The organism is Marinagarivorans sp. (assembly GCF_982758155.1).
This window is the reverse complement of sequence record NZ_CEXWTU010000036.1, coordinates 1-16,444: the sequence shown is the minus strand read 5'-3', so window position 1 is coordinate 16,444 and position 16,444 is coordinate 1. Positions and strand designations below refer to the sequence as shown.

Sequence of the window (16,444 nt, the reverse complement as noted above, 5' to 3'; positions counted from 1 at the left end):
CGGGTGTCTTCAAGGGTGTTTGTTGGAGCTGGTGGGACTTCAATAGCGATAGGTTCAAACCTAATCGATTGGTTGTCGTTTGCTCTGTTCGCAACGCAATACTCATCATTTGATGGGGTTGATCCTCTGAATTCGAATATCCGTTAATTTTAACGTTTAGAATGCCTCTAAACGATTGACTTTCACAAGGCGTCAAATGACACGATTTGTTTTTGTTACTGGTGGCGTGGTTTCGTCATTGGGTAAAGGTATTGCGTCTGCATCTTTGGCTGCAGTGCTTGAAGCGCGCGGTTTTAAAGTTACTATTTTAAAGCTAGACCCCTATATCAATGTTGATCCAGGAACGATGAGCCCGTTTCAGCATGGTGAAGTTTTTGTGACAGAGGATGGCGCAGAAACCGATCTCGACTTGGGTCACTACGAGCGTTTTATTCGCTCGAATATGTCGAGAAAGAATAACTTTACGACGGGGCGTGTTTACGAAACCGTTTTGCGTAAAGAGCGCCGAGGTGACTATCTTGGCGGCACTGTTCAGGTTATTCCTCACATTACTGATGAAATTAAGCGCCGCATTCTTGAAGGCGGTAATGGTTATGATGTGGCCATGGTTGAAATTGGCGGCACTGTCGGCGATATTGAGTCGCAACCTTTCCTTGAGGCCGTTCGTCAGTTATCGAATGAGCTAGGTGGCGAGCGCAGTGCGTTAATGCACTTAACCTTAGTGCCTTATATTGCAACAGCCGGTGAAACTAAAACAAAGCCTACACAGCACTCCGTAAAAGAGCTTCGCTCGATTGGCTTGCAGCCTGATGTCTTGTTGTGCCGCTCTGAATCACTGATTGATGATGACTCACTGAATAAAATATCCTCTTTCACTAGTGTAGAGCGACGCGCAGTCGTTCCATTGCCAGATGTTGAAACTATTTATTCGATCCCGCACCATTTACAAAATTATCATCTGGATCAAATCCTGTTAGATAAGTTTAAATTAACCGCCGAGCCTGCGGACTTATCTGAATGGGATTGGGTTGCTGAGCGCAAGCTTAATCCAGAAAAAGAAGTCACCATTGCTATGGTTGGCAAATATATGGAATTGCTGGATGCTTACAAATCGCTGAATGAGTCAATCAGCCATGCGGGCATTCATACCAAAACTAAAGTCAATATTCGCCACATTAACGCTGAAGACGTGGAAGAGCAGGGCATTGGTTTACTGGATGGCGTTGATGCCATCTTGGTACCTGGTGGCTTTGGTCAGCGTGGTTTGGAGGGTAAGTTGATGTCGGTCCGGCATGCGCGTGAAAACAAAATCCCATACCTTGGGATTTGTTTAGGCATGCAGACGGCTGTTATTGAATTTGCACGAAATGTTGTTGGCTGGACTGATGCGAATAGTACCGAGTTCGACACCAAAACAGCGCACCCTGTCATTGGCTTAATCACCGAATGGATCACCTCAGAAGGTGACGTAGAAACACGTGATGAAGCCAGTGATTTGGGCGGCACCATGCGCCTCGGCGCACAAGAGTGTCGCTTAGAAAAGGGCAGTAAAGTGCACGAAATCTATGGTGAAGATGTGATTGTAGAGCGCCATCGTCATCGCTATGAGGTCAATAATCATTTTATTGATCAATTGCGAAAGGCCGGCTTGAAAATTGGTGGCTGGTCTGCCGACGATGCATTGGTTGAGGTTGTAGAAATCCCAGATCACCCTTGGTTTGTGGCTTGCAAATTTCACCCCGAGTTCACCTCAACGCCGCGCGACGGCCACCCGCTCTTCACTGGCTATGTGAATGCTGCCATTGCCTATAGCGAGGCTAAAAAATGAGCAAGGTCATTAATGTAAAAAACATCGCTGTTGCGAATGATCTGCCGTTTGTTTTGTTTGGCGGCATGAATGTTTTAGAGTCTCGTGATTTGGCACTTAAAACGGCCGAAGCTTATGTAGAAGTGACGCAAAAACTGGGTATCCCTTATGTTTTTAAAGCGTCTTTTGATAAGGCAAACCGGTCTTCGGTTCACTCTTATCGTGGCCCTGGGATGGACGAAGGTTTAAAGATTTTTCAGGAGATTAAAGAGACCTTTAATGTTCCTGTGATTACTGATGTTCATACTCCAGAGCAGGCTGCGCCAGTTGCAGAAGTTTGTGATGTTATTCAGCTTCCAGCATTTCTGGCCCGCCAAACTGACTTAGTTGCCGCAATGGCTAAGACGAATGCTGTCATTAATGTTAAGAAACCTCAGTTTCTTAGTGCCGGGCAGATGACGAATATCGTTGAAAAATTTGCCGAATGCGGTAACGATAAAATCATTTTGTGTGAGCGTGGAAGCTGCATGGGTTACGACAACTTGGTCGTCGACATGCTGGGTTTTCGCACGATGAAAGATAGTTGCGGGCAAGCACCGATCATTTTCGATGTTACGCATTCTTTGCAATGCCGCGACCCATTTGGCGCTGCTTCAAGCGGCCGACGCAGCCAAACGGCAGAGCTGGCCCGTGCGGGTATGGCAGTAGGTTTGGCGGGGTTGTTTTTAGAGGCGCACCCCGATCCCGACAATGCAAAGTGCGACGGTCCTAGTGCATTACCTCTCAACTTGCTTGAGCCATTTCTAGCACAAATAAAAGCGGTTGATGATTTGATTAAATCATTGCCTGCGCTTGATATTCAGTAATCAATACACTTCCTTAGTGGCTGCAGCTTGTTGCGGCCACTATTTAATTCTAAACAATATTATGTTTTACCCACAACTAACGGAGACGGACTCTAATGAGTAAGATTGTCGACATCAAAGGTTTTGAAGTTATGGATTCACGCGGTAACCCAACGGTTATGGCTGAAGTTATTTTGGAATCGGGTGCAATGGGATCTGCATGTGCACCATCTGGCGCATCAACGGGATCACGCGAAGCGCTAGAGTTACGCGATGGTGATAAAAGCCGTTACTTGGGTAAAGGTGTTTTAAAAGCAGTTGCTAACATTAATGACACTATCAAGCCGTTGTTGATTGGTAAAGATGCTAGCGCTCAGCGCGAACTTGACCAAATAATGTTGGACGCCGATGGTACTGAGAATAAAGCGACCTTAGGTGCCAATGCAATATTGGCTGTATCTTTAGCGGCTGCAAAAGCTGCTTCTGTTGCGAAGGGTGTTCCTTTGTACGCTCACATTGCCGATTTGAATGGTACGCCGGGCCAGTACACTATGCCCGTTCCAATGATGAACATTGTTAATGGCGGTGAGCACGCTGATAACAATGTTGATATTCAAGAATTTATGGTTCAGCCTGTTGCGGCGCCAACTTTTGCTGAAGCCTTACGTGTTGGTGCAGAAATTTTCCACGCACTGAAAAAAGTTTTATCAGGCCGTGGTTTGAATACTGCAGTTGGTGATGAAGGTGGCTTTGCGCCCAACTTGCCTTCTAATGAAGGTGCCTTGGAAGCAATTGCTGAAGCTGTTGCAAATGCCGGTTACGAGCTGGGTAAAGATGTTACTTTAGCCTTGGATTGCGCGTCTTCTGAGTTTTACAAAGATGGCATTTACGACATGGCTGGTGAAGGCAAGAAATTCACTGCCCCTGAATTTGCTGATTACCTAAAAGGCCTTACTGAAAAATTCCCTATTTTGTCTATCGAAGACGGCATGGATGAAAGCGATTGGGCGGGCTGGGCTGATCTTACCGTTAAAACCGGTGAGAAAACGCAATTGGTTGGAGACGATTTGTTTGTTACCAATACCAAAATCTTGAAAGAAGGCATCGATAAGAAAATCGCGAACTCTATTTTGATTAAATTTAATCAAATTGGAACGTTAAGCGAAACTTTGGACGCCATCACAATGGCCAAAGATGCCGGCTACACTGCTGTTATCTCTCACCGCTCGGGCGAAACTGAAGATACTTTCATTGCCGATTTGGCCGTTGCTACTGCAGCGGGTCAAATTAAAACAGGTTCTTTGTCTCGTTCTGACCGTGTTGCTAAATACAACCGTTTGTTACGTATTGAGGCTGAGCTTGGCGAAAAAGCACCTTACCGTGGCTTGGCCGAATTTAAGCAAGTTTAGGCGTTTTTTTCGCTGGTCTAAATGGGCTGGTGTTAAGGTTCTGCTCAAAGGGTCGCAATGCGGCCCTTTTGTTTATTTGATGCTTTTTTTTTGCTATCTTTGAATCATGAATAAACTTTTATGTGTTTTAGTATTAATGTTGCTTGCTAGCCAGTACCGACTTTGGGTTGGCGATGGCAGTTTGGCCCATTTGGTCTTGTTAAAGCGAGAGATGGCAAAGCAGCAAGCTGAAGTTGACATACTTGCTGACCGCAATCGTGTTTTGCTGGCAGAAGTCTTGGCGTTAAAGCATGGCTCTAAAATGATTGAAGAAAAAGCAAGAACTCAACTTGGGATGATTAAAGAAGGTGAAACCTTCTTTATGTTTGCTGATTAATCTCCTTCCTATAAAGACTCTATAAATGCCCATCTCAAATAATACAGATCGTTGTTGGTCGGTTGTGCCTGCAGCTGGCATTGGTTCGCGCATGCAGGCTGTAATGCCAAAGCAGTACTTAACGCTAAATAATAAAGCGGTTATTGAACTGACATTAGATAAGCTTTTGCATTTAACTGATATAGCGGGCGTAGTCGTATGCCTAGCGAGTGATGACAATCGCTTCGATAAATTGGCAGTAGCGAAGCATCCACGAATATTTAAAGCTGTTGGTGGTCCTGAGCGCGCCGACTCAGTGTTAAATGGTTTGCGATACCTGCAGACTTTACCTGCTTGTCGTGATTCTGACTGGGTGATGGTTCACGATGCTGCCAGGCCCTGCGTAAGTCATCCTTCGTTAGCGCGTTTATTTGGCCATTGTCGTAAGACCGGCGTAGGAGCAATACTGGCATCCCGCGTTGCTGACACATTAAAACGACAGCTGCCTGGCTCGACCTCTGTGAGTGAAACTGTGTCCCGTGAAGGCTTGTGGCAGGCCCACACGCCACAGTGCTTTCGCTTGGGCGAGTTATGCGCTGCATTAGAAGCTGCAGCGGTGAGCGGCATCCAGATTACTGATGAGGCAAGCGCGATTGAGTCTGTTGGTGGCGCTGTTGATTTGATCGAAGATTCTCGTAGTAATATTAAAATTACACGGCCAGAAGATTTGGCGCTTGCAGGATTTATTTTAAGCCAAGAAACATTGAATTGGTGAGCATTAGGCTCTGGAGAAAGTAATGTCTTACGGTTTTCGTATAGGGCAGGGCGTTGATGTACACGCTTTTGGTGAAGGTGATTTTGTTGTGTTGGGTGGCGTACAAATTGCGCACACGCATGGATTAATTGCTCATTCAGATGGCGATGTTTTACTGCACGCTGTTTGTGATGGGTTGTTGGGGGCTGCTGGACTTGGTGATATTGGTCGGCACTTCCCAGACACTGACGAAGCTTATAAAGGCATAGATAGTCGCGAGCTATTACGTAGCGTTTACCAGCGGATATCAGCTTTCGGTTATCGTGTTGGAAATGTTGATTGCACAATTGTTGCTCAGTCGCCAAAAATGGCGCCGCATATCGATACCATTAACAATAATATTGCCGCAGATTTGGCCTGCGAGCCTAGTCAGGTAAATACCAAGGCAACCACCACTGAAAAGTTAGGTTTTAATGGCCGCAAAGAAGGTATAACGGCATTGTGTGTGGTGCTATTGGTGAAAGAGGATTTACAGTGAAGTTAATTTACAGTCATCAGAATGCAATTTTAGTCGAAAATGCTAAAAGCTTGCTGGTTAGCGAGGGCGTGGAGGTGAAGTTAAGAAATGAGCATCTCGCTGGGGGCGCTGGCGATTTAGCGCCAATGGATTGCTGGTTAGAACTTTGGGTTGTAAATGAAAAAGATTACACTTTGGCGAGTGGCTTAATTGAGCGTTTAACGTCTGAGGAAGAGCTTGCAGATTGGGTCTGTCCGAACTGTAACGAGAAGAATTATCCGTCTTTTAAGTTATGCTGGAATTGTCAGCATAAAGTGGGTTAGCGGCATTGAGGTATCAGTCTTGTATTTATTGACTGATACCTCAAATGCAGACTAGTTTATGCCTGCTGTAGTTCTTGATTCGCTAAATGCTCGTCGTATGTTCCTTGGAAGTCGATTAACTCATTGCCCTTAATCTCAATAATTCGCGTAGCTAGAGATGATACGAACTCTCGGTCATGGCTTACAAAAATCAGTGTCCCTTCGTAATGTGCGAGTGCAAGGTTTAGTGCCTCGATTGACTCCATGTCCAAGTGGTTGGTTGGCTCATCCATAATCAAAACGTTCGTATCTTGCATCATCAGCTGGCCAAACAATAATCGGTTTTTTTCGCCACCAGAGCATACCTTTACTTTTTTCTTGAAGTCATCAGCCGAGAATAACAGGCGGCCTAATGTGGCTCGAACAATTTGATCGTCGTGGTTAGGCTTACGCCATTGGCTCATCCAGTCGAACAAATTCAACTCACAATTAAATGCGGCTGTTGAATCCTGCGGGCAATAGCCAAGCGTTGCATTTTCGGCCCACTGTATGCGACCGGCTTTGGGATTTAATTCGTTGGTTAAACAGCGCAATAGGGTTGTTTTACCCGCGCCGTTTTCGCCGATAATGGCAAGCCTAGCACCGGCTTCTAAAATCATATCGCCGCCTTTAAAGAGAAGGTCTCCCTCAAAGCCGTGCCCAAGGCCTTCTAGTGTAACCGCTTGGCGATGTAGCTTTTTATCTTGCTTGAATCGAATATAAGGCGATACTCGGCTTGATGGCTTAATGTCGTCAAGTTTAATTTTTGTGAGCTGCTTAGCGCGTGAGGTCGCCTGCTTAGCTTTTGATGCGTTGGCAGAGAACCGGCTTACAAATTGTTGCAGCTCGCTGATTTGTGCTTTTTTCTTGGCATTCTCGCTGTGAAGACGCTCTTGTACTTGTGTTGCTGCCGTCATGAAGTCGTCGTAGGTGCCAGGGTAAACACGTAGGTCGCCATAGTCGATGTCAGCCATGTGGGTACAGACCGAATTTAGAAAGTGGCGGTCGTGCGAAATAATAATCATGGTGCTTTTACGTTGATTAAGCACTTCTTCTAACCAGTGAATGGTATGAATATCGAGGTTGTTCGTGGGCTCATCCAGTAACAATATATCCGGGTCCGAGAACAACGCTTGTGCGAGCAGTACTCGAAGCTTCCAGCCGGGGGCGACTTCGCTCATTCGGCCATAGTGAAACTCTTGTGCGATACCGGCACCTAATAAGATTTCTTCGGCACGACTTTCGGCGCTGTAGCCATCCATTTCGGCAAATTCAGTTTCTAAGTCGGCAACGCGCATGCCGTCTTCTTCAGACATTTCTGGCATCGCATAAATGCGGTCACGCTCCTCTTTCACTCTCCAGAGTTCGGTGTGGCCCATAATCACGGTATCAACTACAGTGATTTCTTCGAAAGCAAATTGGTCTTGGCTAAGCTTACCTACGCGTTCGTTGGTTGAAATGGTTACCACACCGCTAGAGGGCGCTAAGCTACCGTCTAGAATTTTCATGAAGGTTGATTTACCGCAACCATTGGCGCCAATTAAGCCATAGCGATTGCCGTCACCAAATTTTACAGAAATGTTTTCGAAAAGCGGCTTGGCGCCAAATTGCATTGTTATGTTAGCGGTAGAAATCAACGGTAAATCCAGTCATCGAGGGAATAGGGCGCGTACTATAAGGATATAGCGGCATTGAGTCGAGTATTGTGCGATTAATGTACTGTGCAGTAATCGCATTTTGTGTGAGGAGGGCGGATTTAATCCGCCTCGTCGTCATCTGCGCTGCGTATGCGTTCTTGTCGCTCTTGCTCTTCGGCAAAAGCGGCCTTTATTTCTTCCAAAACGGAATCGACATCAGCTGACACATCTTCGGATTCAAATTGACCTGTAAGTGTCATATCTGGGTCGAGGGTGCCGTCTTCAAAATGAGACCAAATTTCACTCGCGTACAGCGTGTTTTTAATTTCGGGAGCAAATTGTGCGTAGTAGTTGGTGATGTTATCGACGTCGCGAATAAACATGCCGTGGGCATTATTGTTACCAGCAGCGTCAACGGCTTGAGGCAGGTCAATAATGACAGGGCCATAATCATCAACAAGCACGTTAAATTCAGATAGGTCACCGTGTATGATCCCTACACATAGCATGCGCATTATGTAGTGCATCATAATGATGTGATCTTCGATGGCCTGCTCGGCGCTCATGGATACATCATTCAGGCGTGGCGCTACGGCGCCATCTTCGGTTGCGATCAGGTCCATAAGCAGTACGCCATCATAGCAACCGTAGGAACTGGGTACGCGTACGCCGGCATTTGCCACTCGTATAAGCGCATCAGATTCTGCGCTTTGCCACGCTTCTTCTTGTTGGTCGCGGCCGAACTTGGAGCCTTTTTCCATTGCGCGTTGGCGCCGGCTATTGCGTACTTTTCGGCCTTCTTGATACTGCACGGCTTTTTTAAAGCTGCGTTTGGCGGCATCTTTATAGACTTTTGCTGCACGAGTAGTATCACCGCAACGCACAACATAGACAGAAGCCTCTTTTCCGCTCATCAATGAGCTTATGACGTCATCGATTAGTCCGTCATCAAATAGGGGCTTTAGGCGTTTGGGCATTTTCATGAAATTACGTTACCAAAAATATTGTGTTCAAATAAAAGGGGTTGAACGATGTTGCAAGTTTAAGTGTCGTTTAGCTCGAGCGCTTAACATAAAAAATAAAAGTATCGTTTGCAGTAGACGCTTGTAGCAGCTCGTGACCTAAAAAATCGCAGAATTTGGGGATATCTCGCTGTGTAGATGGGTCGGTGGCAACCACTTTGACGATTTGATCAGTCGCGATGGCGTCAATGGCCCCATGCAAAAGCATAACGGGTTCGGGGCAATAAAGCCCTTGCGTATCTAAGAGGGTTTCAAATTCGATGCTTTTTTCGTCGGTCATACTAAAGATTGTTCGATTCTTTTGTGTTTAAAGTGGTAATTGTACCTTGTTAATGCTCAGTCGCCACCGGTAGATGACTTTAAGATCTCAAGGTAGCCCAAAGCAGCAGTAGATGCAGGCTTTTCGCCCTTTAGCACCCAGCATTTTTGGTAGTGTTGCTGCTGTTTGTTGAGGTAACTTCTCTTTTCTGGTGTTATTGGGCTCCATATGTCATGCCCTAATAACGTAATTTTTCGGGTTTGCGGGGCAATCTTATTCAGTTGAATATGTATGTGCTCATGATGCTGCCCACTTTCACTGATGAATTCTTCCGCTATACAGTCAAATTGTACTTGCTGAAGATAGCGACGCAACTCAAAGGTTTGTCCATTAGGGCTGAAAAGGAAGGCTACGTTTGTATCTGTCGACGTGATAAGTTTTGGGTTTTGTTGCAGTATGTCGGATGTGATTGAAATGGCGGTTTCACCGCCAACACCGGCAATAATGAATAGATGGCTTTGTGAAAGTTCTTTATCCGACAGTTTGATCTTTCCTGCATCAATACACTGTGCAACAAGATGCTCTCCAAGGCTTGCCCCGTATTGTTGGTGTATTTTATTGATTATAGATGCCACGCAATCAATTAAATGAATAGTTTGTGTGTGCGGGGTTTCCTGTTGGTGCAAGTGAAGCCCGAGGCGGCCATGGTCGCAACATAAATCCCAAATATGATCGTATGGCTGTGTGCTAGCCCAAGTTAATAGGTGTGTAAGCCTTGAGCCTAATCTTCTGACAGGATTGGTGTAGGGCTGAGCTTTATTTTCAGTGTTGATGGTGGTGCCTTTTGTTCGTTGACTTTGATGAGGCGTTAAACTCTATTAAAGGATGTTAATGTATATGCGGATTGAAGTGTATCAACTTCAATTATACGCCCTATTGTTTTAAATTCTGGTGGGCTCTTGCCCGCTTTGCCAAGCCGAGTTGCGGCTGTTGATATTTAGTGAGCCTATTCATTAGGCTAAATTTTAAATGTAAGGTAATTGTATGGCTATTGCAGGAAAGTACTGGGTTGGTTTGTTTTGCGTCTTTAGTTTTGCTGGTTGCGACCGCATCAATAATGCTAGCCGCACTATGGATACTATGCTCGGGGGAGATTACGACGTCTATATCGAGGGGCATCCTCAGGTTTACCATGTGATAAGCGGTAAAGTAACCTCGGTACCGGAAAAGGGTTATTACATTTTTTACCCGACGATTAATGGCGATAAGCGAATGGTGCAGTCTCCTATTAATGCAACAACCATTGTTGCTGTCGATTAAGTATGCTTTAGAAGTTATCTTGGGTGTAAGAGTCGCTGAGCATTGACGCCACATAGTCTGGTTGTCGCTAACTAAGCTGACTTCTTTTGTTGATAAAAAGACAGGTTTGAAAAGGGGCCTCGGCTTGAGGCCCTTATCTAGGTAGAATTAAAACTGCATCTTCTTACAGAGTGCTTCAACAATTGTTTCGGCATTTAGCATAGATGATTCAGCATCGCGACGATGCTTGTATTCAATTTCGTTATTGTCTAAGCCGCGATCACCGATAACGATACGGTGAGGGATACCAATTAATTCGATGTCTGCCAGCATGCTGCCCAATCGAGCTTTGGGTTCATTCATCAATAAAACATCAAAGCCTTTGGCTTGTAGTTGCTCATGAAGTTCTTCACAGAGTTTTGCAACACGCTCTGATTTGTGCAAATTGATGGGCGCAATCGCAATATTGAAAGGAGCAATGGCATCGGGCCAAATAATGCCAGATTCATCATTATTTTGCTCTATGGCTGCAGCAACCACACGGGAAACGCCTATGCCGTAGCAGCCCATAGTCATCATGGAGTCTTTTCCTTGCGCATCAAGTACAGAGGCGTTCATCGCTTTTGAATATTTATCGCCGAGCTGGAAAATATGACCAACCTCTATGCCTCGCTTGATTGTAATATTACCTTTGCCGCAAGGCGACGGGTCGCCGGCAACAACATTGCGAATGTCTTCAATCCGTGAGTAGGTCGCATCTTTATTCCAATTACAGTTAACGAGGTGGTAATCATTTTTGTTGGCACCGCAAGTGAAGTTGATTAATGCTGCTGCAGCGCGATCGGCAATAACGGGGATCTCGAGTTTAATCGGACCGAGAGAGCCGGTGTTGGCTCCAATGATTTTTTCAATATCTTCATCACTGGCAAAAATGAGTGGGCTTGCGACTTCAGCTAATTTTTCGGCTTTAACTTCATTTAGTACATGGTCGCCTCTTAGGCATAATGCGACTAACCCCTGCAACCCTGTTTCTTCGTCAGGCGTACCCATAACCAATAAGGTCTTAACGATTTTTTGATCAACTACATTCAAAAATGCCGAGACTTCTTCAATCGATTTCGTATTCGGTGTGTGAGTCAGTTCAGATTTTGATTCTGCTGTTTCGGTTGATTGTGGGGGCGCAATGGCCTCGGCTTTTTCTATATTAGCTGCATAGTCGCTGCCATCACTAAAGGCGATGTCATCTTCGCCGCTTTCGGCAAGTACGTGAAACTCGTGCGAGCCGGAACCGCCAATGGAGCCTGTGTCAGCTTCAACGGGCCGAAAGTTGAGCCCGATACGGTTGAATATTGTGCAATAGGCGGCATGCATAATTGCGTAAGTTTCTTCTAGCGAGGTTTGGTCGGCATGGAAAGAGTACGCATCTTTCATGATGAATTCACGTGAACGCATTACGCCAAAGCGAGGGCGTACTTCGTCGCGAAATTTCGTTTGAATTTGATAAAAGTTGGCGGGTAACTGTTTGTAGCTTTTTAATTCGCTGCGAACAAGATCGGTAATCACTTCTTCGTGGGTGGGTCCTAAGCAAAAACTGTTTTGATGGCGGTCGCTAAAGCGTGTGAGTTCTGGGCCAAATTGTTCCCAGCGTCCAGACTCTTCCCATAACTCGGCAGGTTGCACCACTGGCATTAATACCTCTTGTGCGCCGGCGTTATTCATTTCATGCCGTACGATACTCTCTACTTTACGCAAAACTTTAAGTCCAAGAGGGAGCCAACAGTAAAGACCTGACGATAGCTTTCGAATCATGCCTGCGCGCAACATAAGTTGGTGGCTAATGACCACTGCATCGGATGGGGTTTCTTTTTGGGTGGCAATTAAGAATTGTGTGGCGCGCATAGCAAATGAGACCTAAAAATAGCGTGAGTTGTTTGTTGGGCATAATGCCTAGTCGGCATTCTATGTTAGCTGGTGGAACTTGTCAGTTTTCCTGGGTGCCGGGCACAAAAAAGGGCAGCAAAAGCTGCCCTTTTTTAAATTATGGCTTAGATCGCCATTTCTTTTAGTTTTTTCAGTGGGCGAATCTTAACGGCAACACTGGCTGGCTTGGCTTTGAAGGTGGTTTCTTCGCCGGTGAAAGGGTTGATGCCTTTACGGGCGCGTGTCGCAGGTTTTTTAACCGTGACAATTTTCATCAGGCCTGGGATTGTGAACTCGCCAACAGCGCGTTTTTTGACGTGCGCTTCAATAATGTTCTCAAGCTCAGAGAAAACGGCAGTCACATCTTTGCGGCTTAGTTCAGTCACTTCACTAATGCGGTTTAGGATGTCGGTTTTGGTGTAGCGCTCTTGTATAGCTTTTAAGGGCTTTGCTGCGCCAGTAGCGGCAGCTTTAGCTACAGGTGCTTTTTTGACTACGGGTGCTTTAGCTGCAGCAGCTTTCTTTGCTGGTGCTTTTTTGGCGGCAGGTTTAGCGGCAGGTGCCTTTTTTACTGGTGCTTTTTTAGCGGCAGGTGCTTTGGCGGCAGCTTTACGTGGGGGCATGTTGAATCCTCGGAATAGTCATTGTTGGCGATGTGTTTATTGGTGGCGGCGTAAGCATTAATCGTCTGTGTCAGTATATTTATGGTGAGACAGCATCTTTGCTAACGCCTGTAACAGCTATTGTCTTGCTGTTTGTGCTGTATATATAGAGTAAACTCGCAACCTGAGCAACACAAAACATTAAAAAAGCCTGAAAAATAGGGATAAAAGTGAAACGCATGCTCTGTTTTACGGCTAATCGGCCATAAAAAGCACATTCTCCGAACCTATGACAGTGCTTGCCCGAAAAGGGCTGCGCTCATGTATAATGCCTCTCTTTTGAAAATGACGTGAATGCTTGCAGCGATGTAGGTGCTCATTTTAGTGGTAGTTGTTGCGTGTATTTGGAGATTTTGCATGCCTATCTATGAGTACAAATGTACGGAATGTGGTCACGAGCTGGAAGCCTTGCAGAAAATGAGTGACGCGGCCTTAACGGGTTGCCCTGATTGCGGTAAAGAGTCGTTAAATAAAAAAGTCTCTGCCGCGGGTTTTCGCTTAAGTGGTAGTGGTTGGTACGAAACTGACTTTAAGTCTGGTAAGAAAAAGAATCTTACCAGTGGTGAAAAAGACAAGACGGCTAAAGCCAGCTCCGGTGATAAGCCAGCAGCCGCCAAAGCAGAGTCTAAACCGGCGAGTTAATGCTCATGCTTTGGCCAGCTGTAATCCATATTTGAATTGAATAATTAGGAAAAACTATGCGCAGTATCTATTGCGGTGCGGTTCGCGCCACTGATATCGACAAAGAAGTAACCCTCTGCGGCTGGGTTGATCGTCGCCGAGATCACGGTGGTGTAATTTTTATCGATCTGCGCGATCGAGACGGCATTGTTCAGGTGGTATTTGATCCTGACGGTAAAAGCAATTTCGAGCTTGCCGACAAGGTCCGCAGTGAATATGTTCTACAAGTAAAAGGCGTTGTTCGCGCACGCTCTGATGCGACTGTTAACAAAAACATGTCAACTGGCGAAATTGAAATTTACGGACAGTCATTAGAAATTTTGAATGTCGCGGAAACTCCGCCGTTTCAAATGGATGCTCACACAACTGTTGGTGAAGACGTACGCTTAAAGCATCGTTATATTGATCTTCGTCGTAACGAGATGCAGCGCAATCTTCGTTTGCGGTCGAGCATTACCACCGAAATTCGCAATTACCTACACACAAACGGTTTTTTGGATATTGAAACCCCCATCCTTACGCGCGCAACTCCTGAGGGTGCACGGGATTATTTGGTACCTTCACGTACACACGAAGGTAAATTCTTTGCATTGCCGCAATCACCACAGCTTTTTAAGCAGCTATTAATGGTGTCGGGTTTTGATCGTTATTACCAAATCGCCAAATGTTTTCGTGATGAAGACTTGCGCGCCGATCGTCAGCCAGAATTTACTCAGATCGATATCGAAACGTCGTTTATGTCTGAAGACGACATTATGGCGATCACTGAAAATATGATTCGCTCGCTCTTTAAAGAAACCTTGCAGGTCGATTTTGGTGATTTCCCACGCATGCCTTTCTCGGAAGCCATGGAAAAATACGGTTCTGACAAGCCCGATTTGCGCATTCCTTTAGAGCTTGTAGACGTTAAAGATTTAATGAGTGCCGTTGACTTTAAAGTTTTCTCAGCTCCCGCTAAAGACCCTAAAGGGCGAGTTACAGCACTTAAGGTGCCTGGCGGCGCTGAAAAGCTCACGCGTAAGAAAATCGACGAATACACTAAGTTTGTTAGCATTTACGGCGCAAAAGGCCTTGCCTACATTAAGGTCAACGATGTCTCTGATCTTGAAAATGGCTTGCAGTCACCAATCGTAAAATTCTTACCAACTGATGTTCGCCAAGCAATTCTGGATCGCCTTGAAGCCCAGAATGGCGACATTATTTTCTTTGGTGCCGATAAGGGTAAGGTTGTTTCTGAAGCGCTTGGCGCATTGCGTTGCAAATTAGGCGCAGATCTTGATCTTTATACTTGTGAGTGGGCGCCATTATGGGTTGTTGATTTCCCCATGTTCGAAGAGCTAGATGGCGGAAGATTTACCGCTTTGCACCACCCCTTTACTGCTCCTTCTTGTTCGCCTGATGCATTGAAAGCTGATCCTGCTGCTGCACTGAGTCGTGCTTACGATATGGTGATTAATGGTACGGAGCTAGGCGGTGGTTCTGTACGTATTCACAACCAAGATATGCAACAGACAGTGTTTGAAATATTGGGTATTCAGCATGATGAACAGCGCGAAAAATTCGGCTTCCTGTTAGACGCCTTGAGCCATGGTGCTCCGCCACATGGTGGTTTGGCGTTTGGTTTAGACCGCCTAATAATGCTTATGACTAAATCAGACTCTATTCGCGATGTTATTGCTTTCCCTAAAACGCAATCAGCGGCCTGTGTTATGACTGATGCGCCAGGTTCTGTTGATTCACAACAGTTACGTGAGCTTAATATTGCATTGAAACTTAAAGCCGAGAAAAAAGTAGCTTCGGAATAAGCTTCCGGTAAGTTAATTGGCTGTTCAAAAAATCCCGCGAGTATTTCTTGTGGGATTTTCTTTATGGGGCGGCGTATTTTCTGTGTGGAATCAGTGCCGAATGTTTTCTACCGCGTAATATATTCGCGGCATGCATTTTTTTGCATTCACACGGCTACACATGTCGCCTTATACTAATGTCTTCTTTAAAAGTAAGAGAAATCTTTATGTCCGAACTCACCCTGTCGCCCGTTGTTGTGGCGCTAGATGTTGATAATGAGCGTGATTGCCTCGCCCTTGCGGAGCGATTATCTCCCAAGCATTGTCGTGTGAAGGTTGGTAAAGAGCTTTTCACAAGTTGCGGTCCATCAATCGTCGAAAAACTACAACTCATGGGGTTTGAGGTTTTTCTGGATCTTAAATTTCATGATATTCCTGTGACAACCGCAAAAGCGGTAAAGGCTGCGGCAGATTTAGGCGTTTGGATGGTTAACGTTCATGCGAGTGGCGGCGTGCGAATGTTAGAGGCCGCAAAGGAAAGCCTGGCGGGTTATCAGCAGGCCCCCCTATTAATAGGTGTTACGGTGTTGACCAGCTCAACCCAGGAAGAACTTCAGCAATTAGGTATTTCACGCACCCCAGAAGATCAGGTGCTCCATCTGGCCAGCTTGGTTAACCGTGCTGGGTTAGATGGTGTTGTCTGCTCGGCACAGGAAGCTTCGTCTTTACAGTCTCACAATGGCAGTGATTTTATACTCGTCACTCCGGGTATTCGGCCTGCAGGTTCTGATAATCAGGATCAGCGTCGTGTGATGACGCCACAGCAAGCGATGGCTGCCGGTAGTCATTATTTAGTGATAGGGCGGCCAATTACCCAAGCTCAAGACCCTGTAAAGGTATGTAACGACATAGTCGCGAGCTTAACCGCCGTTGGAGTCAATTGATGAAATCGATAATTACCGTTGATGGGCCAAGTGGTGCAGGTAAGGGAACCTTGTGTCAGTTGTTGGCCAAAAAAACAGGTTATGCGTTGTTAGATAGTGGCGCACTGTATCGCTTGACGGCCTTGGCGGCGATTAAATCCGATATAGCATTGACGGACGTGAAAGCGTTGGCCGGTGTTGCCGGCGGGCTAGATATTACTTTTGACGC

At 45.8% G+C, this 16,444-nt stretch carries 18 protein-coding genes; 12 read left to right on the top strand and 6 right to left on the bottom strand.

Annotated elements, in window-relative coordinates; genetic code table 11:
- The first annotated feature begins 196 nt into the window (after positions 1-196).
- From pyrG to AC3A8L_RS06420, 7 genes are all read left to right on the top strand, one after another.
- Positions 197-1,828, top strand: a complete 1,632-nt coding sequence (gene pyrG / locus AC3A8L_RS06450; protein ID WP_487961412.1) for a CTP synthase — start codon at positions 197-199, stop codon at positions 1,826-1,828.
- Positions 1,825-2,673 (top strand): 3-deoxy-8-phosphooctulonate synthase, encoded by an 849-nt coding sequence (kdsA, locus tag AC3A8L_RS06445; protein ID WP_487961411.1) that lies wholly within the window; start codon positions 1,825-1,827, stop codon positions 2,671-2,673. The genes pyrG and kdsA overlap by 4 nt, the downstream gene beginning before the upstream one ends.
- A gap of 95 nt (positions 2,674-2,768) precedes the next feature.
- Positions 2,769-4,061: a phosphopyruvate hydratase gene (eno, locus tag AC3A8L_RS06440; protein WP_487961410.1), complete on the top strand. Its 1,293-nt coding sequence runs from the start codon at positions 2,769-2,771 to the stop codon at positions 4,059-4,061.
- 106 nt (positions 4,062-4,167) lie between these two features.
- Positions 4,168-4,437 (top strand): FtsB family cell division protein, encoded by a 270-nt coding sequence (locus tag AC3A8L_RS06435; RefSeq protein WP_487961409.1) that lies wholly within the window; start codon positions 4,168-4,170, stop codon positions 4,435-4,437.
- 25 nt (positions 4,438-4,462) lie between these two features.
- Positions 4,463-5,191: a 2-C-methyl-D-erythritol 4-phosphate cytidylyltransferase gene (ispD, locus tag AC3A8L_RS06430; RefSeq protein ID WP_487961408.1), complete on the top strand. Its 729-nt coding sequence runs from the start codon at positions 4,463-4,465 to the stop codon at positions 5,189-5,191.
- 22 nt (positions 5,192-5,213) lie between these two features.
- Positions 5,214-5,708, top strand: a complete 495-nt coding sequence (gene ispF, locus AC3A8L_RS06425) for a 2-C-methyl-D-erythritol 2,4-cyclodiphosphate synthase (RefSeq protein ID WP_487961407.1) — start codon at positions 5,214-5,216, stop codon at positions 5,706-5,708.
- A complete protein-coding gene (locus tag AC3A8L_RS06420; protein WP_487961406.1) occupies positions 5,705-6,010 on the top strand; it encodes a putative signal transducing protein in 306 nt (101 codons plus the stop codon). The genes ispF and AC3A8L_RS06420 overlap by 4 nt, the downstream gene beginning before the upstream one ends.
- Positions 6,011-6,066: 56 nt before the next feature.
- Here the strand turns inward: AC3A8L_RS06420 and AC3A8L_RS06415 are convergent, their stop codons facing one another.
- The 4 genes from AC3A8L_RS06415 to AC3A8L_RS06400 all read right to left on the bottom strand — a co-directional run bounded on the left by AC3A8L_RS06415 (position 6,067) and on the right by AC3A8L_RS06400 (position 9,779).
- On the bottom strand, positions 6,067-7,665 hold the full coding sequence (locus AC3A8L_RS06415; protein ID WP_487961405.1) for an ABC-F family ATPase: 1,599 nt from the start codon (positions 7,663-7,665) through the stop codon (positions 6,067-6,069).
- A 119-nt stretch (positions 7,666-7,784) separates the two neighbouring features.
- A complete protein-coding gene (locus tag AC3A8L_RS06410; protein WP_487961404.1) occupies positions 7,785-8,648 on the bottom strand; it encodes a PA4780 family RIO1-like protein kinase in 864 nt (287 codons plus the stop codon).
- Positions 8,649-8,718: 70 nt separating this feature from the next.
- Positions 8,719-8,967, bottom strand: coding sequence for a sulfurtransferase TusA (gene tusA, locus AC3A8L_RS06405; protein WP_487961403.1), 249 nt, complete (start codon positions 8,965-8,967; stop codon positions 8,719-8,721).
- 56 nt (positions 8,968-9,023) lie between these two features.
- On the bottom strand, positions 9,024-9,779 hold the full coding sequence (locus AC3A8L_RS06400) for a tRNA (adenine(22)-N(1))-methyltransferase TrmK (protein ID WP_487961427.1): 756 nt from the start codon (positions 9,777-9,779) through the stop codon (positions 9,024-9,026).
- Positions 9,780-9,990: 211 nt separating this feature from the next.
- Between AC3A8L_RS06400 and AC3A8L_RS06395 the strand changes: the two genes are divergently transcribed.
- On the top strand, positions 9,991-10,266 hold the full coding sequence (locus AC3A8L_RS06395) for a hypothetical protein (RefSeq protein WP_487961402.1): 276 nt from the start codon (positions 9,991-9,993) through the stop codon (positions 10,264-10,266).
- 147 nt (positions 10,267-10,413) lie between these two features.
- Here AC3A8L_RS06395 and AC3A8L_RS06390 read toward each other — a convergent pair whose 3' ends face one another.
- Together AC3A8L_RS06390 and AC3A8L_RS06385 are read right to left on the bottom strand one after the other, a co-directional pair.
- Positions 10,414-12,144, bottom strand: coding sequence for a proline--tRNA ligase (locus tag AC3A8L_RS06390; protein ID WP_487961401.1), 1,731 nt, complete (start codon positions 12,142-12,144; stop codon positions 10,414-10,416).
- A 146-nt stretch (positions 12,145-12,290) separates the two neighbouring features.
- On the bottom strand, positions 12,291-12,788 hold the full coding sequence (locus tag AC3A8L_RS06385) for an HU family DNA-binding protein (protein WP_487961400.1): 498 nt from the start codon (positions 12,786-12,788) through the stop codon (positions 12,291-12,293).
- Positions 12,789-13,184: 396 nt separating this feature from the next.
- On the opposite strand from AC3A8L_RS06385, the gene AC3A8L_RS06380 reads away from it, so the two are divergent.
- The 4 genes from AC3A8L_RS06380 to AC3A8L_RS06365 all read left to right on the top strand — a co-directional run.
- Positions 13,185-13,469 carry an FmdB family zinc ribbon protein gene (locus tag AC3A8L_RS06380; protein ID WP_487961399.1) on the top strand — a complete coding sequence of 95 codons (285 nt, stop codon included), beginning with the start codon at positions 13,185-13,187 and terminating at the stop codon, positions 13,467-13,469.
- A 56-nt stretch (positions 13,470-13,525) separates the two neighbouring features.
- Positions 13,526-15,313, top strand: a complete 1,788-nt coding sequence (gene aspS, locus AC3A8L_RS06375) for an aspartate--tRNA ligase (protein ID WP_487961398.1) — start codon at positions 13,526-13,528, stop codon at positions 15,311-15,313.
- Between the two features lie 206 nt (positions 15,314-15,519).
- A complete protein-coding gene (pyrF, locus tag AC3A8L_RS06370) occupies positions 15,520-16,236 on the top strand; it encodes an orotidine-5'-phosphate decarboxylase (RefSeq protein WP_487961397.1) in 717 nt (238 codons plus the stop codon).
- Positions 16,236-16,444, top strand: a 209-nt coding sequence (locus AC3A8L_RS06365; protein ID WP_487961396.1) for a (d)CMP kinase, incomplete at its 3' end; no start/stop codon positions are given. The genes pyrF and AC3A8L_RS06365, both read left to right, overlap by 1 nt.